The organism is Burkholderia sp. HI2500 (assembly GCF_002223055.1).
Lineage (GTDB): Bacteria > Pseudomonadota > Gammaproteobacteria > Burkholderiales > Burkholderiaceae > Burkholderia.
Genome location: NZ_NKFL01000005.1, coordinates 615,247 through 637,339 on the forward strand (window position 1 = coordinate 615,247; position 22,093 = coordinate 637,339).

The 22,093-nt window shown below is 66.1% G+C and carries 22 protein-coding genes and 1 tRNA gene; 15 read left to right on the forward strand and 8 right to left on the reverse strand.

The window, feature by feature from the left end; genetic code table 11:
- Positions 1-93 precede the first annotated feature (93 nt).
- Both mutY and mutM read right to left on the reverse strand, forming a co-directional pair.
- Entirely contained in the window at positions 94-1,197 is a 1,104-nt protein-coding gene (gene mutY / locus CFB45_RS15755; protein ID WP_089426353.1) for an A/G-specific adenine glycosylase, read from the reverse strand.
- A gap of 24 nt (positions 1,198-1,221) precedes the next feature.
- Positions 1,222-2,049, reverse strand: coding sequence for a bifunctional DNA-formamidopyrimidine glycosylase/DNA-(apurinic or apyrimidinic site) lyase (mutM, locus tag CFB45_RS15760; protein ID WP_089426354.1), 828 nt, complete (start codon positions 2,047-2,049; stop codon positions 1,222-1,224).
- A gap of 86 nt (positions 2,050-2,135) precedes the next feature.
- On the opposite strand from mutM, the gene CFB45_RS15765 reads away from it, so the two are divergent.
- From CFB45_RS15765 to hisC, 8 genes are all read left to right on the forward strand, one after another.
- Positions 2,136-3,959, forward strand: coding sequence for a tetratricopeptide repeat protein (locus CFB45_RS15765; RefSeq protein WP_089426355.1), 1,824 nt, complete (start codon positions 2,136-2,138; stop codon positions 3,957-3,959).
- Complete coding sequence (lolB, locus tag CFB45_RS15770) at positions 3,959-4,579, forward strand: lipoprotein insertase outer membrane protein LolB (RefSeq protein WP_089426356.1); 621 nt, start codon at positions 3,959-3,961, stop codon at positions 4,577-4,579. Before CFB45_RS15765 ends, lolB begins: the two co-directional genes overlap by 1 nt.
- 25 nt (positions 4,580-4,604) lie before the next feature.
- On the forward strand, positions 4,605-5,486 hold the full coding sequence (ispE, locus tag CFB45_RS15775; protein WP_089426357.1) for a 4-(cytidine 5'-diphospho)-2-C-methyl-D-erythritol kinase: 882 nt from the start codon (positions 4,605-4,607) through the stop codon (positions 5,484-5,486).
- Between the two features lie 55 nt (positions 5,487-5,541).
- Positions 5,542-5,618, forward strand: a tRNA-Gln gene (locus CFB45_RS15780).
- Positions 5,619-5,662: 44 nt separating this feature from the next.
- Positions 5,663-6,619 (forward strand): ribose-phosphate pyrophosphokinase, encoded by a 957-nt coding sequence (locus CFB45_RS15785; protein WP_089426358.1) that lies wholly within the window; start codon positions 5,663-5,665, stop codon positions 6,617-6,619.
- A gap of 161 nt (positions 6,620-6,780) precedes the next feature.
- On the forward strand, positions 6,781-7,386 hold the full coding sequence (locus tag CFB45_RS15790) for a 50S ribosomal protein L25/general stress protein Ctc (protein WP_085042200.1): 606 nt from the start codon (positions 6,781-6,783) through the stop codon (positions 7,384-7,386).
- Between the two features lie 121 nt (positions 7,387-7,507).
- Positions 7,508-8,107 (forward strand): aminoacyl-tRNA hydrolase, encoded by a 600-nt coding sequence (pth, locus tag CFB45_RS15795; protein ID WP_006477776.1) that lies wholly within the window; start codon positions 7,508-7,510, stop codon positions 8,105-8,107.
- Between the two features lie 115 nt (positions 8,108-8,222).
- Positions 8,223-9,290 (forward strand): histidinol-phosphate transaminase, encoded by a 1,068-nt coding sequence (gene hisC, locus CFB45_RS15800; RefSeq protein ID WP_089426359.1) that lies wholly within the window; start codon positions 8,223-8,225, stop codon positions 9,288-9,290.
- Positions 9,291-9,374: 84 nt separating this feature from the next.
- Here the strand turns inward: hisC and CFB45_RS15805 are convergent, their stop codons facing one another.
- The 3 genes from CFB45_RS15805 to rsmD all read right to left on the reverse strand — a co-directional run bounded on the left by CFB45_RS15805 (position 9,375) and on the right by rsmD (position 10,924).
- Positions 9,375-9,641, reverse strand: coding sequence for a YfhL family 4Fe-4S dicluster ferredoxin (locus CFB45_RS15805; RefSeq protein WP_069248899.1), 267 nt, complete (start codon positions 9,639-9,641; stop codon positions 9,375-9,377).
- A gap of 59 nt (positions 9,642-9,700) precedes the next feature.
- Entirely contained in the window at positions 9,701-10,198 is a 498-nt protein-coding gene (gene coaD, locus CFB45_RS15810) for a pantetheine-phosphate adenylyltransferase (RefSeq protein ID WP_039346084.1), read from the reverse strand.
- A 111-nt stretch (positions 10,199-10,309) separates the two neighbouring features.
- Positions 10,310-10,924 carry a 16S rRNA (guanine(966)-N(2))-methyltransferase RsmD gene (rsmD, locus tag CFB45_RS15815; RefSeq protein WP_089426360.1) on the reverse strand — a complete coding sequence of 205 codons (615 nt, stop codon included), beginning with the start codon at positions 10,922-10,924 and terminating at the stop codon, positions 10,310-10,312.
- A 215-nt stretch (positions 10,925-11,139) separates the two neighbouring features.
- On the opposite strand from rsmD, the gene ftsY reads away from it, so the two are divergent.
- Positions 11,140-12,294 carry a signal recognition particle-docking protein FtsY gene (ftsY, locus tag CFB45_RS15820; protein WP_089426361.1) on the forward strand — a complete coding sequence of 385 codons (1,155 nt, stop codon included), beginning with the start codon at positions 11,140-11,142 and terminating at the stop codon, positions 12,292-12,294.
- Positions 12,295-12,380: 86 nt separating this feature from the next.
- Here the strand turns inward: ftsY and maiA are convergent, their stop codons facing one another.
- Positions 12,381-13,025 (reverse strand): maleylacetoacetate isomerase, encoded by a 645-nt coding sequence (maiA, locus tag CFB45_RS15825; protein ID WP_089426658.1) that lies wholly within the window; start codon positions 13,023-13,025, stop codon positions 12,381-12,383.
- A gap of 188 nt (positions 13,026-13,213) precedes the next feature.
- Here maiA and ybiB point away from each other — a divergent pair, with 188 nt between their 5' ends.
- Positions 13,214-14,188, forward strand: a complete 975-nt coding sequence (gene ybiB, locus CFB45_RS15830) for a DNA-binding protein YbiB (protein WP_089426362.1) — start codon at positions 13,214-13,216, stop codon at positions 14,186-14,188.
- A gap of 380 nt (positions 14,189-14,568) precedes the next feature.
- Positions 14,569-16,215 carry a 2-isopropylmalate synthase gene (gene leuA / locus CFB45_RS15835; RefSeq protein WP_089426363.1) on the forward strand — a complete coding sequence of 549 codons (1,647 nt, stop codon included), beginning with the start codon at positions 14,569-14,571 and terminating at the stop codon, positions 16,213-16,215.
- Between the two features lie 140 nt (positions 16,216-16,355).
- Here leuA and CFB45_RS15840 read toward each other — a convergent pair whose 3' ends face one another.
- The gene (locus CFB45_RS15840) at positions 16,356-16,739 is read right to left on the reverse strand and encodes a nuclear transport factor 2 family protein (protein WP_069248904.1); all 384 of its coding nucleotides are present in this window, start codon (positions 16,737-16,739) and stop codon (positions 16,356-16,358) included.
- A 45-nt stretch (positions 16,740-16,784) separates the two neighbouring features.
- Positions 16,785-17,354 carry an acyloxyacyl hydrolase gene (locus tag CFB45_RS15845; protein ID WP_089426364.1) on the reverse strand — a complete coding sequence of 190 codons (570 nt, stop codon included), beginning with the start codon at positions 17,352-17,354 and terminating at the stop codon, positions 16,785-16,787.
- Between the two features lie 360 nt (positions 17,355-17,714).
- Between CFB45_RS15845 and rpoH the strand changes: the two genes are divergently transcribed.
- The 4 genes from rpoH (at position 17,715) to cydB (ending at position 22,035) form a co-directional block, all read left to right on the forward strand.
- Complete coding sequence (rpoH, locus tag CFB45_RS15850; RefSeq protein WP_089426365.1) at positions 17,715-18,650, forward strand: RNA polymerase sigma factor RpoH; 936 nt, start codon at positions 17,715-17,717, stop codon at positions 18,648-18,650.
- Between the two features lie 368 nt (positions 18,651-19,018).
- On the forward strand, positions 19,019-19,297 hold the full coding sequence (gene cydP / locus CFB45_RS15855; RefSeq protein ID WP_089426366.1) for a cytochrome oxidase putative small subunit CydP: 279 nt from the start codon (positions 19,019-19,021) through the stop codon (positions 19,295-19,297).
- A complete protein-coding gene (locus tag CFB45_RS15860) occupies positions 19,287-20,867 on the forward strand; it encodes a cytochrome ubiquinol oxidase subunit I (protein ID WP_089426367.1) in 1,581 nt (526 codons plus the stop codon). Before cydP ends, CFB45_RS15860 begins: the two co-directional genes overlap by 11 nt.
- A 31-nt stretch (positions 20,868-20,898) precedes the next feature.
- Positions 20,899-22,035 carry a cytochrome d ubiquinol oxidase subunit II gene (cydB, locus tag CFB45_RS15865; RefSeq protein ID WP_089426368.1) on the forward strand — a complete coding sequence of 379 codons (1,137 nt, stop codon included), beginning with the start codon at positions 20,899-20,901 and terminating at the stop codon, positions 22,033-22,035.
- The last annotated feature ends 58 nt before the right edge of the window (positions 22,036-22,093 follow it).

Consider the following 22,093-nt stretch of genomic DNA (forward strand, 5'->3'; position numbering starts at 1 on the left):
CAGCCAACCCAAGGCGACTTCCGTCGGCACGAAAAACCACGAGCGTCCGACGTCTCCCTGAAAACGCGGCATGCGCCGCGCCTCTCCCCTTCGTTACAGCAGCGGCCCGCTCAGCGCATCGAGCAGCTTGCGCACGGGCGCCGGCACGCCGTACGCGTCGAGCCGGCTCAGCGGCACCCAGGCGGTGTCCGCGTCCCGCGCGCCGGCAGGCAGGCCGCCGTCGGCCATGTCGCTCAGCCGCGGCTCGATCTCGAGCCGGAAATGCGTGAACGTGTGCGTGAGCGGCGCGAGCGGCACCGTGCCGCCGCCGCCGAAGCCGCGTGCGAGTTCCGCGAGCGCGGCGTCGCCGTCCGCCTGCGGCAGGCTCCACAGCCCGCCCCAGATGCCGGTCGGCGGCCGCCGCTCGAGCAGCACGGCGTCACCGTCGCGCAGCACGAGCATCCAGGTCTTGCGGGTCGGCACGGCCTTCTTCGGCCGGGCGGCCGGCAGTTCGCGCTGGCGGCCCGTCGATTGCGCGACGCAGTCGCCCGCGAACGGGCAGCGCGCGCAATCGGGCTTGCCGCGCACGCACAGCGTCGCGCCGAGATCCATCAGCCCCTGCGTGTACGCGCTGACGTCGGCCGCGTTCGCGGCGTCGGGCAACAGCGATTCGGCGAGCGCCCACATGTCGTTCTCGACACGCTTCTCGCCCGGGAAGCCCTCGACGCCGAACACCCGCGCAAGCACGCGCTTCACGTTGCCGTCGAGGATCGTCGCGCGCGCGCCGTACGCGAACGACGCGATCGCCGCGGCCGTCGAACGGCCGATGCCCGGCAATTCGGCCAGCGCGTCGGGCGTCGCCGGGAACGCACCACCGTGCTCGGCGACGACGACCTGCGCGCAGCGATGCAGGTTGCGCGCGCGCGAGTAGTAGCCGAGCCCCGCCCAGAGCGCCATCACGTCGTCGGTCGGCGCGGCCGCGAGCGCGGCGACGTCGGGGTAGCGTTCGAGAAAGCGCGTGTAATACGGGATGACGGTCGATACCTGCGTCTGCTGCAGCATGATTTCCGACAGCCAGATCCGGTACGGATCACGGGTGTTCTGCCACGGCAGGTCGTGGCGGCCATGCTCGCGCTGCCAGGCGACCAGGCGCGTGGCGAACGTGCGATGCAGCGGCGTGACGGGGAACGGAGCGGGGGCGATGCGGGGAGGCTTCAAGTTATCTAATTGTGGAAAAAGGTTTCAACGCTGGCAGGTCGGACAGAAATAGGTCGACCGCTGACCCTGCACGATCTGGCGGATCGGCGTGTTGCATACGCGGCATGGCTGGCCCGCACGGTCGTAGACGAAGCAGTCGAGCTGGAAATAGCCGCTTTCGCCGTTGCTGCCGACGAAATCGCGCAATGTGCTGCCGCCGCGCTCGATCGCGTCGGCAAGCGTCGCGCGCACAGCGTCGGCCAGACGCTCGTAGCGCGGCAGCGACACCTTGCCGGCGGCCGTCGTCGGCCGGATGCCGGCGCGAAACAGGCTCTCCGACGCATAGATGTTGCCGACGCCGACGACCATGTCGCCCGCGAGCAGCGCCTGCTTGACCGACACGGTGCGTCCGCGCGTGCGCGCGTGCAGCAGCGCGCCGGTGAACGCCGGCGAGAACGGCTCGACGCCGAGGCTCGCGAGGAGCGGATGCGCATGCACGTCGCCCGCTTCGCGCGGGTGCCACAGCACCGCGCCGAAGCGACGCGGATCGCGGAACCGCAACACGAATTCGTCGAAGATCCAGTCGATGTGGTCGTGCTTCGCGGCGACCGGCACGCCGGCCGCGGGCAGCACGCGCAGCGTGCCCGTCATGCCGAGGTGGACGATGAACCAGCCCGCGTCGACCTCGAACAGCAGGTACTTGCCGCGACGCTCGACGGCGCGCACCTCGCGCGCGCGCAACTGCTCGGCGAGCCCCGCCGGGACGGGCCAGCGCAGCATCTCGGTACGGACGTCGACACGCTCGACGCGGCGGCCCGCGACAAAGGGCTCGATGCCCCGGCGCGTGACTTCGACTTCTGGCAACTCTGGCATGTTTTGCGGGTCTGAGACTGGATTCACGATCGTGCGTGTATTGTAGCGAGCGCGTTACAATCGGTTGAAACATCGAACGGATTTCCATGACTCTGCCCTCGAAGCTGCTTCAGAAGCGTCACGCCGCCGTGCGCGGCGCGCGTGCCTTCCCGGTCCGCCGTGCACTCGGCGCCGCGCTGTTTGCCGCCTGGACCCTCACCGCCTTCCCGGCCCACGCGCAGGATCCGGCATCGGACGACGCGGAGTCGCAGGGCGCGTTCGAGCATGTGATGCCGGACGAGAAAAAGGATCTCCCCGGCGTTCCGCTGACGAGCCAGATCGTCTACCAGGTGCTCGCCGCCGAGGTCGCGCTGCAGCGTAACCAGCCCGCGCCGGCCTACCAGACCTACCTCGCGCTCGCCCGCGACACGCGCGATCCGCGCATGGCGCAGCGTGCGACCGAGATCGCGCTCGGCGCGCAGAGTCCGGCCGACGCGCTGTCCGCCGCGAACCTGTGGCGCCAGTACGCACCCGATTCGAATCGCGCATCGCAGGTCGACGCCGCATTGCTGGTGCTCGCCGGCAAGCCGGCCGATGCACAGCCGATGCTCGCGCGCGAGCTGGCCCGGGCGACCGGCGAGACGCGCGGCCCGGCGATCCTCGCGCTGCAGGCGCTGCTCGTGCGCGGCTCCGACCGCGTCGGCGGCCTCGCGGTGCTGAAGGACATGCTGAAGAACGACCTGAACCGGCCCGAAGCCCAGCTCGCGATCGCGCGCCAGCAGCTCGCGGTCGACGACAAGGACGGCGCCGCGCAGTCGCTGAAGCAGGCGCTGCAGCTCCGCCCCGACTACCTGCCGGCGGCTTTGATGCTGTCGCAGATGGGGCCGGCGGAACGCGCGGCGGGCATCACGTCGTTCGAGAAGTATGTTCAGCAGAATCCGAAGTCGCGCGATGCGCGGCTCGCGCTGTCGCAGCTCTATCTCGCCGACGATCGCCTCGACGACGCGCAGAAGCAGTTCGAGACGATGCGCAAGCTCGACGCGAAGGATCCGACGCCGCTGATGGCGCTCGCGCTGATCAAGATCCAGCAGAAGAAGCTCGACGAAGCGACCGGCTACCTGAAGCAGTACGTCCAGCTCGGCGACAAGCAGCCGAATCTCGACGTCGGCCAGGGCTACATCTACCTCGCGCAGATCGCGATCGACCAGAACAACGACGCGCAGGCGTCGCAGTGGCTCGACAAGGTCGACCAGACGAGCCAGCACTACCTGCCCGCGCAGATCACGCGCGCGCAATTGCTGCAGAAACAGGGCAAGACCGACGAGGCGCGCAAGGTGCTCGACGACCTGCCGATCACGGATCCGCGCGATGCGGCCGTGGTCGCACGCACCGACGCGTCGATCCTGTTCACCGCGAAGCGCTACCCGGAAGCCGAGGCACGGCTCGGGCAGGCGGTCCAGGACTTCCCCGACGATCCCGACCTGCGCTACGACTACGCGATGGCGGCCGAAAAGACCGGCCACTACACGACGATGGAAAAGCAGCTGCGCGAGCTGATCCGCACCCAGCCCGACAATCCGCAGGCGTACAACGCACTCGGCTATTCGCTCGCCGACCGCAACCAGCGGCTCCCCGAAGCCAGCAAGCTGATCGACAAGGCGATGACGCTGGCGCCGAACGACGCGTACATCATGGACAGCCTCGGCTGGGTGAAGTACCGGATGGGCGATACGGCCGGCGCGGCGAAGGTGCTGCGGCGCGCATACGAACTGCAGCCGAACGCCGAGATCGGCGCGCATCTCGGCGAAGTGCTGTGGAAGAGCGGCGCGCAGGACGATGCGCGTTCCGCATGGCGTGACGCACAGAAGCTCGAGCCGGACAACGACACGCTCGTGCAGACGCTGAAACGCCTCCAGATCAACGGTCTCTGATGCAGATGTTCCCGACGTTTTCCCTGTCCTTCCGCGCGCAGCGCACGCTGGCCGCAGCCGGCGCGGCACTCGTGCTCGCGGGCTGCGCGAGCACGCCGCCGTCGGCCAGCGCGCCGACCGGCGCGGCGCTGCAGACCGCCGCCACGCACGCTTACCATGGCCGCTTCGCGGTGCGGTACGACGACCGTCTCGGCAATCCGCAGAACGTGTACGGCAACTTCGACTGGCAGGAGCACGGCGACGACGTGTCGCTCGAGCTGCGCAGCCCGCTCGGCCAGACGCTCGCGGTCGTGAAATCGACGCCGCGCGCGGCGTCGCTCGAATTGCCGAACCGCCCGACGCAATATGCGCCTGACGTCGGCGACCTGATGCAGAAAACGCTCGGTTTCGAACTGCCGCTCGCGGGCCTGCGCTACTGGCTGCTGCCGACCGCCGCGCCCGCCACGCCCGCGCAGACGGTGCGCGATCCGGCCGACGGTACGCGCGTCAAGCAGATCCGCCAGGACGGCTGGACGATCGACTACCTTGCCTACGCGGATGCCCCGGCCACGGGCGTCAAACGCGTCAACCTCGTGCGCGCGACACCGCCGCTCGACATCAAGCTCGTGCTCGATCAGTGAGCACTGGCCCAGCCCAGACATACGCATGACCGATTCGACCCGCTCGCTGCGCAACTGCCTTGCGCCCGCGAAACTCAACCTGTTCCTGCACATCACCGGCCGCCGTCCGAACGGCTATCACGATCTGCAGAGCGTGTTCCAGTTGCTGAACTGGGGTGACACGCTGCACTTCACGCTCCGCGACGACGGCCGCGTCGCACGCGTCACCGACGTACCCGGCGTGCCCGAGGAAAGCGATCTTGTCGTGCGCGCAGCCAACCTGCTGAAAGCGCATACGGGCACCGCGCGCGGTGTCGACATCGAGATCGACAAGTGCCTGCCGATGGGGGCCGGCCTCGGCGGCGGCAGCTCCGACGCGGCGACGACGCTGCTCGCGCTGAACCGCCTGTGGCAACTCGACCTGCCGCGCGCCGAACTCCAGTCGCTCGCGGTAAAACTCGGCGCCGACGTCCCGTTTTTTATTTTTGGAAAAAATGCGTTCGCAGAGGGTATCGGAGAAGAATTAGCTGAGGTACAATTGCCGACTCGCTGGTTCTTGGTTGTAACGCCCCGCGTTCACGTCCCAACCGCTGAAATATTTTCAGATGAGTTGTTGACAAGAGATTCGAAGCGCGTCACAATTACGGACTTTCTTGCACAGCAAAGCAGCGACGCGGGATGGCCAGATAGTTTCGGTCGGAACGATATGCAGCAAGTTGTGACAAGTAAGTACGCGGAAGTTGCGCAGGTGGTCAAATGGTTGTATGATGTGACCCCCGCGAGGATGACCGGCTCCGGAGCAAGCGTGTTTGCAGCGTTTCGCAGCAAGCATGAGGCAGAAGCGGCGCAAGCCAAGCTGCCCACCGGTTGGAACGGTGCAGTTGCCGAGAGCCTGAACGAGCATCCGCTCTTCGCTTTCGCGTCATGAAGTTTTACTTTGCCGAACGGCCTACACAAGTTCGGTGAAGTTATCAGTTAAGTGTAGGGGAGTCGCCAAGTTGGTCAAGGCACCGGATTTTGATTCCGGCATGCGAGGGTTCGAGTCCTTCCTCCCCTGCCAAAAATTTTCCCGCATTTCCCGCCTAAGCCCGAAGCAGGTGCACGATGAGCAGCCATGACGGCCTGATGGTTTTTACTGGCAACGCGAATCCCGCGCTCGCCCAGGAAGTCGTCAATATCCTTGGAATTCCCCTCGGCAAAGCAATGGTCAGCCGTTTCTCCGACGGCGAGATCCAGGTCGAGATCCAGGAAAACGTGCGTGGCAAGGACGTCTTCGTCCTGCAATCCACGTGCGCACCGACGAACGACAACCTGATGGAACTGATGATCATGGTCGATGCGCTCAAGCGCGCATCCGCCGGCCGGATCACTGCAGCCATCCCCTACTTCGGTTACGCCCGTCAGGATCGCCGCCCGCGTTCGGCGCGCGTCGCGATCTCGGCGAAGGTCGTCGCGAACATGCTGGAAATCGCCGGCGTCGAGCGGATCATCACGATGGATCTGCACGCCGACCAGATTCAAGGCTTCTTCGACATCCCGGTCGACAACATCTACGCAACGCCGATCCTGCTGGGTGACCTGCGCAAGCAGAACTACCCGGATCTGCTCGTCGTGTCGCCGGACGTCGGCGGCGTGGTGCGTGCCCGGGCACTCGCGAAGCAGCTCAACTGCGATCTCGCGATCATCGACAAGCGTCGCCCGAAGGCGAACGTCTCCGAAGTGATGAACATCATCGGTGAAGTCGAAGGCCGCACCTGCGTGATCATGGACGACATGGTCGATACGGCAGGCACGCTCTGCAAGGCTGCTCAAGTGCTGAAAGAGCGCGGCGCGAAGCAGGTCTTCGCCTACGCGACGCACCCGGTGCTGTCGGGTGGCGCAGGCGACCGCATCGCCGCATCGGCCCTTGACGAGCTGGTCGTCACCGACACGATCCCGCTGTCCGCCGAATCGCTCGGCTGCTCGAAGATCCGTGCACTGACGAGCGCGAGCCTGCTGGCCGAAACGTTCTCGCGGATCCGCCGCGGCGACTCGGTGATGTCGCTGTTCGCGGAATCCTGATCGCGAATCGACTGAACAAAGCATGCGCAGAAAGCGAAGCGGCAACGCTTCGCTTTTTGCACAATCGGACGGGATAGACGAAACCCCGGCCGTTTCATCGGGGGCCGCAATTTGACGGCCCCGTTTTACTGCCTGGTCGCGGGCAGCTATTGGAGAATCACATGAAAGTCGTCGCTTTCGAGCGCCAAGAGCAAGGTACGGGTGCGAGCCGCCGCCTGCGCAACGCTGGTAAGACCACGGGTATCGTTTACGGTGGCGAAGCAGCCCCGCAAAAGATCGAACTCGATCACAACGCCCTGTGGCACGCCCTGAAGAAGGAAGCTTTCCACTCGTCGATCCTCGACCTCGAAGTGGCTGGCCAGTCGCAACAGGTTCTGCTGCGCGACGTGCAATACCACCCGTTCAAGCAACTGGTGCTGCACGTGGACTTCCAACGCGTTGACGCGAAGAAGAAGCTGCACACGAAGGCTCCGCTGCACTTCCTGAACGCTGAAATCAGCCCGGCCGTGAAGCTGTCGAGCGCGATCGTTTCGCACGTCGCGACGGAAATCGAAATCGAGTGCCTGCCGGCTGACCTGCCGGAGTTCCTCGAAGTCGACCTGTCGAAGATCGAAGCCGGTCAATCGCTGCACGCGAAGGACATCACGCTGCCGAAGGGCGTCGCGCTGGTCGCGCACATCGACGCGGAAAACCCGGTTGTCGCATCGGCGACGGTCCCGGCTGGTGCCGTGTCGGACGCAGCAGAAGGCGAAACGCCGGCTGCCTGAGCGGGCTGCCCACGCGCCCCATCGATCCGTTTCTCGAAACGGTCGACGCAACCCGCCGCGGCTTGCCCGGCGGGTTTTTCTTTTTCTGCGCCCAGGCGGCCGTTGCCGCCTTCGAAACGTCATGATCAAACTGATCGTCGGCCTCGGCAATCCCGGGGCGGAATACACCGCGACGCGCCACAACGCCGGCTTCTGGCTGATCGACCAGCTCGCCCGCGAAGCCGGCACGACGCTGCGCGACGAGCGCCGCTTCCATGGCTTCTACGCGAAAGCGCGCCTGCACGGCGAGGAAGTCCACCTGCTCGAGCCGCAAACCTACATGAACCGCTCCGGCCAGTCGGTCGTCGCGCTCGCGCAATTCTTCAAGATCCTGCCCGACCAGATCCTCGTCGCGCACGACGAGCTCGATCTGCCGCCCGGCACCGTGAAGCTGAAGCTCGGCGGCGGCAGCGGCGGCCACAACGGCCTGAAGGACATCACCGCGCACCTGTCGTCGCAGCAGTACTGGCGGCTGCGGATCGGCATCGGCCATCCGCGCGACCTGATTCCGGAAAGCGCGCGCGCCGGCGCGAAGCCCGACGTCGCGAACTTCGTGCTGAAGCCGCCGCGCCGCGAGGAACAGGACGTGATCGACGCGTCGATCGAACGCGCGCTCGCCGTGATGCCGATGGTCGTCAAGGGCGAACTCGACCGCGCGACGATGCAGTTGCATCGCAACTGACCGCATCGCACCGCTCCGGTGCATCGAGCCGTCCGGCGCCGCCGGGCGGCCCCGCCCGCCCCTTCCTGCGCGCACATGCGGTAATCTGGTCGCTTTGCCCGACAGGAGCCAAGCGGTGAGCCGTTACTGGAGCGACATCGTTCAGCAACTCGTGCCTTACGTGCCGGGCGAGCAGCCCGCGCTCGCACACCCCGTCAAGCTGAACACCAACGAGAATCCCTATCCGCCGTCGCCGCGCGTCGTCGCGGCAATCGCACGCGAACTCGGCGAGACCGGCGACACGCTGCGCCGCTATCCCGACCCGGTTGCGCGCGCGCTGCGCGAAGCGGTCGCGGCGCATCACCGGATCAAGCCCGAGCAGGTGTTCGTCGGCAACGGTTCCGACGAGGTGCTCGCGCACACGTTCCAGGCGCTGCTCAAGCACGACCGGCCGCTGCGCTTTCCCGACATCACGTACAGCTTCTATCCGACCTATGCGCGCCTGTACGGCGTCCAGACGTCGATCGTGCCGCTCGCGGACGACTTCTCGATCCGCGTCGACGACTACCTCGACGATGCCGGCGGCGTGCTGTTTCCGAACCCGAATGCACCGACCGGGCGCGCGCTGCCGCTCGCGGACATCGAACGGATCGCGGCCGCGAATCCGTCGTCGGTCGTCGTGATCGACGAGGCGTATGTCGACTTCGGCGCGCAGTCCGCGATTACGCTGATCGACCGCCATCCGAACCTGCTCGTCGTGCATACGACATCAAAGGCGCGCTCGCTTGCGGGCATGCGCGTCGGTTTCGCGTTCGGCGATGCCGCGCTGATCGACGCGCTGAACCGCGTGAAGGACAGCTTCAACTCGTACCCGCTCGACCGGCTCGCGCAAGTCGCCGCGCAGGCCGCGTACGAAGACACCGATTATTTCAGCGCAACCTGCCGGCACGTGATCGACAGCCGGACGCGGCTCACGCACGCGCTCGATACGCTCGGCTTCGACATCGTGCCGTCGGCCGCGAATTTCGTGTTCGCGCGCCATCCCGCGCACGACGCGGGTGCGATTGCGGCGAAACTGAAGGAACGGGAGATTTTCGTGCGGCACTTCCGGCTGCCGCGGATCGACCAGCACCTTCGCATCACCGTCGGCACCGACGCCGAATGCGATGCGCTCGTCGCGGCGTTGCGCGAGCTGCTGGCCTGAAACGGAAGAACCGGCGCCGGGCGGCGCCGACCCGGATGCGTGACGGGCGTGCCGAAGGACTCGAGCGCGCGCGTCACCGCTGAATCACGACGCGTCGTCGCCCTTTTCGGCGGTCAACGCGTGATACTTCTCCATCAATTGCGCGTGCGATTCGTCATGCTGCGGATCGCGCGGAATGCATTCGACCGGACACACCTGCTGGCACTGCGGTTCGTCGAAATGGCCGACGCACTCGGTGCACTTGTTCGGGTCGATCACGTAGATGTCCGGGCCCATCGAAATCGCGCCGTTCGGGCACTCGGGCTCGCACACGTCGCAATTGATGCACTCGTCGGTAATCATCAAAGCCATACTGATCTCACTTCTTCAGGCCGACGGCCGGCTTCACGACGAAACCGGCCGGCGCCGCATCACGCGGCAGGGCCTCCGATCGCAGCGACTTTCTCGGTCAGCCACTTCTCGACGGACGGGAACACGAACTTGCTGACATCGCCGCCCAACTGCGCGATTTCGCGCACGATCGTCCCCGAGATGAACTGGTACTGATCGGACGGCGTCATGAACATCGTCTCGACGTCGGGCAGCAGGTAGCGGTTCATCCCCGCCATCTGGAACTCGTATTCGAAATCGGACACGGCGCGCAGGCCACGCACGATCACGCGCGCATTGTTGGTGCGGACGAAATCCTTCAGGAGGCCGGTGAAACTCATCACCTTCACGTTCGGATAATGGCCGAGCACCTCGTTCGCAATCGTCAGACGTTCTTCGAGCGAGAAGAACGGCTTTTTCGCGCGGCTGTCGGCCACACCGACCACCAGCGTATCAAAAATGCTCGACGCACGCCGCACGAGGTCTTCGTGCCCGCGCGTCAGCGGATCGAACGTACCGGGATACACGGCGACTACCATGTCGCTCCTCCTGTCATCACGCAAACGGGATGGCAGCCGTGCGATGCGCACGCCGCTGCCGAGATGGGCATGCGTCGCCTTTGCGGCGCGCCGCCTCGTATGGAACGCGCATTATTCATCATTTTCGCGCCGCAGCAAATGATAGTGAACCGCACCGGCCTTGCCGTGCTTCACGACCTCCCAGCCGGCGAGTGCGTCGTGCGCGGCCGGATCGAGCTCCGCCCCCGTCTCGACGTACAGCGCGCCGCCCGCCGCGACGAGCGGCGCCGCCAGCGCAATCGCGCGCTCGAGCGCGGCCAGATCGTCGAACGGCGGATCGAGAAACACGACGTCGAACGCGCCCGGCGTGAGCCCGGCCGCGAGCCGCAACGCGTCCGCCTCGGCAACCTCGACCGCACGCGCGCCGAGCTTGTCCTTGATCGCTCGCAGCTGCTGCGCGGCGCGCGGATGGCGCTCGACCATCACGACGCTCGCCGCGCCGCGCGACGCCGCCTCGAAACCGAGTGCGCCGGTGCCCGCGAACAGGTCGAGGCAACGCCGGCCTTCGAGATCCTGGCCGAGCCAGTTGAACAGCGTCTCGCGCACGCGATCGGGCGTCGGCCGCAGGCCGTCGAGATCGAGCACCGCGAGCGGCGTGCGTTTCCAGTCACCGCCGATGATGCGGATCGTGTGCGGCTTGCCGCGGCCAGAAGGGGCCGCCGGGCGGCCGGGAGAGGAACGGGACATACGGAATATCGACGACGGAGGGACCGGGCGCGCGCGGGGGCGCACCGCTAAACAGGCGCACGTTACCACAGCGGCGATGCGCGCTGGCGCGAGCGCCACGCCGCACTGATAAAATGCACGGTTTCGGCCGCCGTGCGCCGCGCCCGCGCGAACGCAGAACGGCCCGTCCGGTGCCCGCCCCTGGCGGCGGCCCGCCCTCTTCCCGACGTCAGACCATGTTCAGCTTCTTCAAACGATTCAAGAAAACGCAGGAGCCCGATCCGGCGGAATCGCAATCGGCCGACGCGCAGCAAACGGACGAGCCGTCCGAAGCGCCTGCGGTCGAGGCCCCGCCTGCGGCCGACGTGCCGCAAGTGCCCGCGCAACCGGCCGCGCCGGCCGTCGTGATGACGGTCACGCCGACCAACGACGGCCGCGACGAAGTCGTCGAGACGGTCGAAATCGTCCCGCCGCCGCTGCAGGACGCCACCGCGAAGAAATCGTGGCTCGCGCGCCTGAAAACGGGGCTCGCCAAGACGGGCTCGAGCATCACCGGCGTGTTCGTCAACACGAAGATCGACGAGGATCTGTACGAGGAGCTCGAGACCGCGCTGCTGATGTCCGACGCGGGCGTCGACGCGACCGAGTACCTGCTCGGCGCGCTGCGCGAAAAGGTGCGCACCGGCCGCCTGACCGACCCGCAGCAGGTGAAATCCGCACTGCACGACCTGCTCGTCGAGCTGCTGACGCCGCTCGAGAAATCGCTGATGCTCGGCCGCGCGCAGCCGCTCGTGATGATGATCACCGGCGTGAACGGTGCGGGCAAGACGACCAGCATCGGCAAGCTCGCGAAGCACCTGCAGAGCTTCGACCAGTCGGTGCTGCTGGCCGCGGGCGACACGTTCCGCGCGGCCGCGCGCGAACAACTGGCGGTCTGGGGCGAGCGCAACAACGTGACGGTCGTGCAGCAGGAAAGCGGCGATCCGGCCGCGGTGATCTTCGACGCGGTCAGCGCCGCGCGCGCGCGCAAGATCGACGTGATGATGGCCGACACGGCCGGCCGCCTGCCGACGCAGCTCCACCTGATGGAAGAGCTGAAGAAGGTGAAGCGCGTGATCTCGAAGGCGCACGACGGCGCGCCGCACGAAGTGCTGCTGGTGATCGATGCGAACACCGGCCAGAACGCGCTCACGCAGGTCAAGGCATTCGACGACGCGCTCGGCCTCACCGGCCTCATCGTCACGAAGCTCGACGGCACCGCGAAGGGCGGGATTCTCGCCGCGATCGCGCGGCAGCGCCCGGTGCCGGTCTACTTCATCGGCGTCGGCGAGAAGGTCGAGGATCTGCAGCCGTTCAGCGCGGTCGAATTCGCGGACGCGCTGCTCGGCTGAACACCGCGGGCACGCATCGCACAGGGCGCCGTCGAGCGCCCTTTTTTCATGCGCGCCCAGTCATGCGCGGCCCGGGCGCACCGCGCTCATTCGGCGTCGGGCTGTGCGCCGGGCTCGGCGGCCTTGAACGCATCGAGCGTCGACGCATGGTCGACGATCCGCTGGATCGTCGGATAGCGCGTCGTGTCGATCGAGAAGCGGTTCGCGTTGAACACCTGCGGCACGAGGCATATGTCGGCGAGCGTCGGCGTATCGCCGAAGCACAGCTTGCCGGTGCGCGGATCGCTCGCGAGACGCGTCTCGAGCGTCTCGAAGCCCGCCTCGATCCAGTGCCGGTACCACGCGTTCTTCGCCTCCTCGGGCACCTTCAGCGTGTGCTTCAGGTACTTCAGCACGCGCAGGTTGTTGAGCGGATGGATTTCGCACGCGATCTGCAGCGCGACCGCACGCACATACGCGCGATCGACCGGCTGCTTCGGCAGCAGCGCCGGCTCCGGATGGGTTTCCTCGAGATATTCGATGATCGCGAGCGACTGCTGCAGCGTCGCGTCGCCGTCGATCAGCGTCGGCACGACCGCATCCGGATTCAGCGCGCGGTACGCGTCCTTCAGTTGCTCGCCGCCGTCGCGCAGCATGTGCACGGGGACATAGTCGAACGGCAGCTGCTTCAGGTTCAGGGCGATCCGCACGCGGTACGACGCGGAACTGCGGAAATAGCTGTAAAGCTTCATGGGATGTCTCTCGTAGTCGTATTCGGCCGGCGACGGCACGGGCGCGGCGCAGCCGGCGCGCACCGCCGGGACTCAGAGTGTAGCGCGCCGCGCGGCCTCGCTTGGCGGCAGCCGCACCCGTGCGATACTCGGGGCATTCCTCACCGCTCACAGCGCGGCCCGATGCCGGCCGCCCGCCCCACGCCCCGATGACCGCTTCCCACGATCCCGCCGCCGTTCCGTTCCCGTGCGCCCGCTTCATCAAGGAAATCGGCCGCGGCCCGCACGGCGCACGCGCGCTGTCCGCCGAGGACACGTTCGAGCTCTATCGCGCGATGCTCGACGCACGCGTGTCGGACGTCGAACTCGGCGCGATCCTGATCGCCTATCGGCTGAAAGGCGAATCCGCCGACGAGCTGGCCGCGATGCTCGCCGCCGCGCAGGCGTCGTTCGAGCCGGTGCACGTGCAGGATGCCGCATTCCGCCCCGTGTCGATCCCGAGCTACAACGGCGCGCGCAAGCAGCCGAACCTCGTGCCGCTGCTCGCGCTGCTGCTCGCGCGCGAAGGCGTGCCGGTGCTCGTGCATGGCGTCGAGCAGGATCCGGGCCGCGTGACGAGCGCCGAGATCTTCTCGGCGTTGTCGCTCGCACCGTCGGCTTCGCACGATGCCATCGAGGACATGCTCGCCGAGCGCCGCGTCGCCTTCGCGTCGATCGAGGTGCTGGCGCCGCGCATCGCACACCTGCTGTCGATGCGCCGCGTGCTCGGCGTGCGCAACTCGACGCATACGCTCGTGAAGATCCTGCAGCCGTTCGCGCCGGCCGGCCTGCGGCTCGTCAACTACACGCACCCGCCGTACCGCGACAGCCTGGCGCAATTGTTCCGCGACCATCCGGATGCCGCGCTCGGCGGCGCGCTGCTGGCACGCGGCACCGAGGGCGAAGCCGTTGCCGACACGCGGCGCCAGGTGCAGGTCGACTGGCTGCACGACGGCGTGTGCGACACACTGATCGACGCAGAACGCTCGTCGACCGATGCGCCCGCTGTCGCCCTGCCCGAATCGCGCGACGCGGCCACGACGGCCGCATGGACCGACGCCGTATTGCGCGGCGAAGTGCCGGTGCCCGACACGGTCGCCCGGCAGGTCGCGACGATCGTGCAGATCGCCCGCATCGCACGCTGAAGGCACGCTCGCGAACCGGCCCCGCTTGCGGGGCATTTGACACGCGAGCGCATCCTGGCATAGAGTGGCCCTCATGCGTTCCTTTCCGAACACCCTCCGAATTACCTCCGGCCGCCTAGCGCGGCCGCTATCGCTACGACTAGCCTAAGGCTTTCGTAGCGCCGTGTGCTGTCCGCACGGTCCCTCCCAGCAGTTCCTCGCAGTACCCCTCTCGTAGTTTTTACAACCCGAAGTCGTCAGCATTCGTCCGTCTATCCGTCGGCCGACTCGCGAAGATCATCCGCATCCGCAGCGCGTTTACGTGCCGCGGAGCGAGGCAGCGCCAACCGTCGCCCATGCCGCCCGTCTTCGCTCGCGACTTGAGACCCGAGGTCCAGAAGATGCAGCGCAATCCGCAAGACAAGTACCGTCCGTTCGAGCCCGTCCGCCTCAATGGCCGCAAATGGCCGTCGCGCACCATCGAGCGCGCGCCCGTCTGGATGAGCACCGACCTGCGCGACGGCAACCAGTCGCTGATCGAGCCGATGAGCATCGAGCAGAAGCTCGAGTTCTTCGAGATGCTGGTCGCGATCGGGTTCAAGGAGATCGAAGTCGGTTTTCCGTCGGCGTCGCAAACCGACTTCGATTTCGTCCGCAAGCTGATCGACGACAGGCGGATTCCCGACGACGTGACGATCGAAGTGCTCGTGCAGGCGCGCGAGGACCTGATCGCCCGCACGTTCGATGCGCTCGAAGGCGTGCCGCGCGCGATCGTGCACCTGTACAACGCGGTGTGCCCGTCGTTCCGCCGCATCGTGTTCGGGATGTCGAAGGCCGACGTGAAGGCGCTCGCGATCGACGGCACGCGCATCATCAAGGAACACGCCGCCGCGCGCCCCGACACGCAGTGGACCTTCCAGTACTCGCCGGAAACCTTCAGCATGACCGAGCTGACGTTCGCGCGCGAGATCTGCGACGCGGTCGCGCAGACCTGGCGGCCGACCCGCGATCACAAGATGATCATCAACCTGCCGGCCACCGTCGAAGCCGCGAGCCCGAACGTGTTCGCCGACCAGATCGAGTGGATGGACCGCAACCTCGCGTACCGCGACAGCATCGTGTTGTCCGTGCATCCGCACAACGATCGCGGCACCGCGGTCGCGGCGGCCGAACTCGCGCTGCTCGCGGGCGCCGACCGCATCGAGGGCTGCCTGTTCGGCAATGGCGAACGCACCGGCAACGTCGATCTCGTCACGCTCGCGCTGAATCTCTACACGCAGGGCATCGATCCGGGCCTCGATTTCTCCGACATCGACGCGGTGCGCCGCGTCGTCGAACGCTGCAACCAGATTCCCGTGCATCCGCGCCACCCGTACGCGGGCGACCTCGTGTTCACCGCGTTCTCGGGCTCGCACCAGGACGCGATCCGCAAGGGCTTCGCGCAGCAGCGCCCCGACGCGGCCTGGGAAGTGCCGTACCTGCCGATCGACCCGGCCGACCTCGGCCGCAGCTATGACGCGGTGATCCGCGTGAACAGCCAGTCCGGCAAGGGCGGCGCGACGTTCCTGCTCGAACGCGGGATGGGCTTCACGCCGACGCGCCGCGTGCAGATCGAATTCAGCCATGCGGTGCAGACGCTCGCCGACGCGTCCGGCGAGGAAGTGACCGGCGACGCGATCTGCGCGTTGTTCGCGCGCGAATTCTTCGATACCGACGGACCGGCCGAGCGACACGGCAACGGCGTGCGCTGGCAGAACCGCGAGATCGCGGCAGCGCCTGCGGCAGATGCAACGCCCGACGCGGCCGTGCGTCGTTTGGCCGCGGCATTCGCGGCGGCCGCCGGCGCGGCGATCGACGTCGCGTCGTGCGAACACGCCCGCACGACGGATGGACGGATCGCGGTATCGGTCGGCTGCCGGGTCGGCGATGCCCCGCTGCGGCACGGCGTCGGCCTGCACGCCGATGCGGCGAGCGCCGCGCTCGACGCGGTCGTCAGCGCGATCAACCGCTCGGCCTGGCACTGCGCGGATCGCCGCGCGGCGGCCTGAGCGGCAGGTTCCGTCAGGGTTCAAACGTCAGCGAGCGGGCGTGACCGCCCGTGCGCCGCGCGATCCGCGTCGCACGAGGCAGCAAAAAGCGGCCCAGAAGGCCGCTTCGGTCGGGACATGAAAAGGAGCGCCACGCGCGCTCATGTCTCGGTCGCGCACCGCGTCGCCTGCCACGCGAACAGGCTCCAGCGGCCCTGTTGGTGGGTGTGGACGGAGGTATAGGCAATCGGGAAGACCAGGCCGCCGTTGTTCGTTTCCATCTCGATCAACGCGCGCCCGGTGACGACGCAGGTTTCATCGCCGACGGGCAGCACGTCCTGCGACTGGATTTCGATCTGGCGATAGCGGCGGCGGCCGGCGACGATGGCGTCGATGAACTGCTGCTTGGTTTCGCGTTTGCCGTTGGTGTGGACGAAGAACACCTTGTCCGACAAAAGCGTGTCGAGCGCCTCGCCGTCCCCGTCCACCATCGCCCGGAACCGATCGCGCTCGAGCGCGCGGATCGCATCGACCACCTTCGCCATCGCCTGACTCCTCGGCAACGCGCACGCCGTGCGCGGGCGTGCGGATCAGAAGTTGTACTGCAAGTAGAACTGGTGGAAATTTATACCAGGATTCGGCTCTTTGATACCCGCGTTAGACACATGTTCAAAACGGTAGCCGACCTGATACTGTTGCCGTTGGCCGAACTGCACGCCCACGCCCCCCGTCGGCGCGAACTGGAACGCGGTGCCCAACGAGAAGTGATCCGAGATCGTCGGGTGCGTCAGCAGCCTCACGCCGCCGCCGGCCTCGATGAACGGGCGGATCTCCCCGGCGCTCTTGATGAAGCGGAACATCGGCGTCACGCCGAATTCGCCGATGTTGCCGTGGACGTTGCCGCCCGTGTGCCAGTAGGCGGCGTGCCCTTCCACGACGAACGCAAAGTGCCAGCCGCCGATTTCCCACCAGTTCCAGCCCGGATCCCACACCACGCCGAGATCGGCCTTGTCGACCCCGCGGCGATCCGAAAAACCACCGCCCGCCTGAATCCCCCATCGATCCGCACATGCCGCACCCGATCCGGCCAGAAGGGACGCCGCCAGCATCGCGTGCAGCGCAAGCCGGCTGCGGGGCCGGCGATTCTTCTTATTGTTCATCTGTCACTCCAACTTTGGGGGTTGAATGGAGCCAGCCGCATCGGCCGGCTCAAGCGAACTGAATGGTATGGTAAAGGACTTTTCGGATCGGCATCACAAAGCGAAATGGCTTGCTTCCAAAACGACAAAAATTGAAATCGTCTACTGATTACCATCAGAAACAACGGCTTACGGAACTTCGCTTCGCCCCCTCTGTCGCAGAATAGACTATCGACTCGACTTGCTCGATAGAAAAAACGGGAACTCCGATGCCCACGCTTGCTCTAAGGAATTAGCACTCGGTTTCCGGGAGTGCTAAGATGGCTCCCGGAATCTCATCCGAGACCGGGGGTTTGTCCCTGATTCCAAAGGAGTTTTTTAGTGAGCAACGCCCTGACCCTCCCGAACACCCTGAGCCCGACGCCGGCCAAGGCCGCATCGGCAGGCTCGCTGGCGCTCGCAGCCCAATCGATGTTGCCGGGCCAGCTTGGCAACATCGACGCGTATATCCAGGCCGTCAATCGCATTCCGCTGCTGACGCCGGAAGAGGAACGCCAGTACGCGACCGAATTCCGCGAGGGCAACAACCTCGACTCGGCACGCCGCCTCGTGCTGTCGCACCTGCGGCTCGTCGTGTCGATCTCGCGCAACTATCTCGGCTACGGTCTCCCGCACGGCGACCTGATCCAGGAAGGCAACATCGGCCTGATGAAGGCCGTGAAGCGCTTCGATCCGGCCCAGAACGTGCGTCTCGTGTCGTACGCGATCCACTGGATCAAGGCCGAGATTCACGAGTACATCCTGCGCAACTGGCGCACGGTGAAGGTCGCGACGACGAAGGCGCAGCGCAAGCTGTTCTTCAACCTGCGCAGCCACAAGAAAGGCCTGCAGGCGATGACGCCCGAGGAAATCGACGGCCTCGCGAAGGAACTGAACGTCAAGCGCGAAGACGTGACCGAAATGGAAACGCGCCTGTCGGGCGGCGACATCGCGCTCGAAGGGCAGGTCGAGGACGGCGAGGAGTCGTACGCGCCGATCGCCTACCTGGCCGACTCGCACAACGAACCGACCGCCGTGCTGGCCGCGCGTCAGCGCGACACGCTGCAGACGGACGGCATCGCGCAGGCACTCGGCGCACTCGACGCGCGCAGCCGCCGCATCATCGAGGCGCGCTGGCTGCACGTCGACGACGACGGCTCGGGCGGCTCGACGCTGCACGATCTCGCCGCCGAGTTCGGTGTGTCGGCGGAACGCATCCGCCAGATCGAGGCGAGCGCGATGAAAAAGATGCGCACCGCCCTCGCCGAATACGCGTAAATCGCTGCGATTTAGAGCGCTTCATCAAAAACCGCTGCCCGACCGGCAGCGGTTTTTTTTTTGCCCGTCTTTTCCGCTGCTTTTCATGCGCTGCTTCGTTCGTTTCTCGACGCGTTTCAGTGCGGATTAATTGACCTGATTCGTCAGGTAATAGGCCGTTTGGGGGCCCCTTCCGCATAACCTTGATCTGCCTCAAGTTTCGGCCCGTGTTTCGCGACGGTCTGCCGCAGCGCAGCACTCGGCATCGGAAAGCCGTCCTTTTAAAATTGGCATGTCAGGCGCAAAAGGATTAAAACAGCTTCACGGCCGTCATAAATCCGACGTAAAGTCGCCCCAAATCAGATTTAAATCGATTCAGGATATTCGCCTTGATCTCGATCAATAAAGAGCCTGCGCCGCCGCCCGCGCGGCCGGCCGGCACGATCGGCTGGCGCGCGCGCATCGCCGCGTGGGCACGCGGACCGACCCTCGCCCGCGACATCACCCTGGTGCTGATCGTCAAGCTGATCCTCCTGATGTCGCTCAAATACGCATTCTTCAATCATCCGCAGGCCGAGCACATGTCGTTGCCGCCTGCCGCCGTCGCCGAGAAGCTGCTCTCGGTACCGGCGCCTGCATCTACCGAGGGAGACCACCATGATAAGTAGTGAAGTCGTCGATCTGTCACGTCTGCAGTTCGGCATCACGGCGCTCTACCACTTCCTGTTCGTGCCGCTGACGCTCGGCCTGTCCTGGCTGCTCGTCATCATGGAAGCGGTGTACGTGATGACCGGCAAACAGGTCTACAAGGACATGACCCAGTTCTGGGGCAAGCTGTTCGGGATCAACTTCGCGATGGGCGTGACGACCGGCATCACGCTCGAATTCCAGTTCGGCACGAACTGGTCGTACTACTCGCACTATGTCGGCGACATCTTCGGCGTACCGCTCGCGGTAGAAGGCCTGATGGCGTTCTTCCTCGAATCGACTTTCGTCGGCCTGTTCTTCTTCGGCTGGAACCGCCTGTCGAAGGTCAAGCACCTGATGGTCACGTTCCTCGTCGCGCTCGGCTCGAACCTGTCCGCGCTGTGGATCCTCGTCGCGAACGGCTGGATGAACAACCCGGTCGGCGCCGAGTTCAACTACCAGACGATGCGCATGGAGATGACGAGCCTGTTCGACGTGCTGTTCAACCCGGTCGCGCAGGTGAAGTTCGTGCACACGGTGTCGGCCGGCTATGTGTCGGCGGCGATGTTCGTGCTCGGCGTGTCGTCGTGGTACCTGCTGAAGAAGCGCGACGTCGACTTCGCGCTGCGCTCGTTCGCGGTCGCGGCCGGCTTCGGCCTCGCGGCAACGCTGTGCGTGATCGTGCTCGGTGACGAATCGGGCTATACGACCGGCGAAGTGCAGAAGATGAAGCTCGCCGCGATCGAATCCGAATGGGAAACGCAGCCGGCACCCGCATCGTTCACGCTGATCGGCATCCCGAACCAGGAAGAACAGCGCACCGACTATGCGATCAAGATCCCGTACGCGCTCGGCCTGATCGCGACGCGCTCGATCGACGAACCGGTGATCGGCCTGCGCGAGCTCGCGAAGCACAGCGAGGAGCACATCCAGAGCGGGATGGTCGCGTACGGCGCGCTGCAGAAGATCAAGCAGGGCGACACGAGCGACGCGACCCGCGCGCTGTTCGACCAGCACAAGCAGTATCTCGGCTACGGGCTGATGCTCAAGCAGTTCACGCCTAACGTGGTCGACGCGACGCCCGAGCAGATCAAGGCCGCCGCGAAGAAGACGATCCCGCCGGTCGCACCCGTGTTCTTCTCGTTCCGGATCATGGTGGCCCTCGGCTTCCTGTTCGTCGCGACGTTCATCGCCGCGTTCTGGTTCTGCGCGCGCCGCGAACTGCTGCAGGACAACCGCCGCTGGTTCCTCCGCTATGCGGTGTGGTCGATCCCGCTGCCGTGGATCGCGATCGAATTCGGCTGGATCGTCGCCGAGCTCGGCCGCCAGCCGTGGACGATCGCCGGCGTGCTGCCGACGCACCTGTCCGCGTCGAGCCTGCAGCCGAGCGACCTGTACCTGAGTCTCGCGGGCTTCATCCTGTTCTATACCGCGCTGTTCGTCATCGAGATCAAGCTGATGTTCAAGTACGCGCGCCTCGGCCCGTCGTCGTTGCATACCGGCCGCTATCACCACGAAATCGCGGCCGCCAGCGAGCGCGCCACGGCGTGAGCACGCACCTGAAACGGAACAAGGAATCGCTATGGACTATGCAACTCTCAAGCTGATCTGGTGGCTGCTCGTCGGCGTGCTGCTGATCGGCTTCGCCGTCACCGACGGCTTCGACATGGGCGCGACCGCGCTGCTGCCGTTCCTCGGCAAGACCGATGAGGAGCGCCGCATCATCGTCAACACCGTCGGCGCGACGTGGGAAGGCAACCAGGTGTGGCTGATCACGGCCGGCGGCGCGATGTTCGCGGCCTGGCCGCTCGTCTACGCGGCGTCGTTCTCCGGCTTCTACTTCGCGATGCTGCTCGTGCTGTTCGCGCTGTTCTTCCGGCCGGTGGGCTTCGACTACCGCAGCAAGCGCCCTGACCCGCGCTGGCGTGCGGGCTGGGACTGGGGCCTGTTCGTCGGCGGCTTCGTGCCGGCGCTCGTGTTCGGCGTCGCGTTCGGCAACCTGCTGCAAGGCGTGCCGTTCAAGTTCGACAGCGACCTGCGCGTGACCTACTACGGCGGCTTCTGGGCGCTGCTGAACCCGTTCGCGCTGCTGTGCGGGCTCGTCAGCCTCACGATGCTCGTCGCGCACGGCGCAGCCTTCATCAAGATGAAGACGGACGGCGTGATCGCGCGCCGTGCATCGGTCGCGCTGCGCGTGGCGTCGTTCCTCGCGGTCGTGCTGTTCGTGCTGGCCGGCGTGCTGGTCGCGTCGACCATCGGCGGCTTCCACATCACGCACGCCGCGCCCACCGATACGGTCGCGAACCCGCTGCTCAAGGACGTCGCCGCCGGCTCGGGCCTGTGGCTCGCGAACTACGGCGAATTCCCGTGGATGATCGCGGCGCCCGTCGTCGCGATCGCGGGTGGCCTGATCGCGCTGCTGCTCGCCGGCTCGAAGCAGGAGAAGACGGCGTTCTTCTGCACGGGCCTGATGATCACCGGCGTGATCCTGACCGCCGGCTTCTCGATGTTCCCGTTCATCATGCCGTCGTCGCTCGACCCGCGCAGCAGCCTGACCGTGTGGGATTCCACGTCGAGCCACATGACGCTGCAGGTGATGCTGTTCGCGGTGATCGTGTTCCTGCCGATCGTCCTGCTCTACACGAGCTGGGTGTATCGCGTGATGCGCGGCAAGGTCACGCGCGAGGTGCTCGAAGAGAACAAGCATTCGATGTATTGAAGCTTTGAACCGGGCCGGGGCGCGCACGCGCCCTCGCCCACCGTTTCGCAAGGAGTCG